This window comes from Methanocalculus natronophilus (assembly GCF_038751955.1).
GTDB lineage: Archaea > Halobacteriota > Methanomicrobia > Methanomicrobiales > Methanocorpusculaceae > Methanocalculus > Methanocalculus natronophilus.
The window spans coordinates 1-734 of sequence record NZ_JBCEXH010000046.1; the positions used below are offsets into that span (position 1 = coordinate 1).

The following is a 734-nucleotide window of genomic DNA, read 5'->3' on the forward strand; positions in this document are numbered from 1 at the left end:
CTTGAGGGCTATTGGCTCTAATCCCTTTAGCCCCACCAACCCATGCAGCTTTTGCCATTTTACTCATGATAAAACTGCTGTGTAAGGGTTCATTTTCTAAGGCTTGAGTACTTACGATTAGTCCACCTTTTAAATCCATTCAATCACGCCTTTCTAAGATACCAACTCTTCAAGTTCATTTTTGATAATTGTCACATGGGGACCATATATAATTTGTACCCCACTACCTTTTTTCACAACACCACGTGATCCAGTTTTCTTAAGCGCATCTTCATCGATTTTAGAGGTATCTTTTAATGAGATTCTAAGTCTTGTCGCACATGAATCAATGTCTGTCACATTATCAAATCCACCTAACGCTTCAATGATTTTCTCAGCGCGATCCGTTACAACATTGGTCTCACTATAATCCACTTCTTCTGCGCCGCGTCCTGGTGTCATAATGTTAAATTTAAGGATTAGGGTTTTAAAGGTAAAGTAATATAAGACAAATAACCCAGCACCAATAATAGGAACTAAGACCCAATTGGTACGATCATTCCCTTGTAAAATACCAAATAAGAAGAAGTCAATCGCTCCTCCACTAAAGGTCTGACCAATCGTGATTTCAAATGCATGGGCCAGCATAAAGCTAATCCCATCAAAGACAGCGTGAATTAAATATAAAAATGGCGCAACAAATAAGAATAAGAATTCTAATGGCTCAGTAATTCCTGTTAAGAAAGAGGTTAAGG

General features: G+C 38.1%; 1 protein-coding gene. It reads right to left on the reverse strand.

Annotation, left to right across the window (positions count from 1 at the left end; all coding sequences use genetic code 11):
• Positions 1–153: 153 nt before the first annotated feature.
• Positions 154–734 (reverse strand): glucose PTS transporter subunit EIIB (locus ABCO64_RS10295; RefSeq protein ID WP_343089397.1); only part of this gene is annotated, 581 nt, incomplete at its 5' end.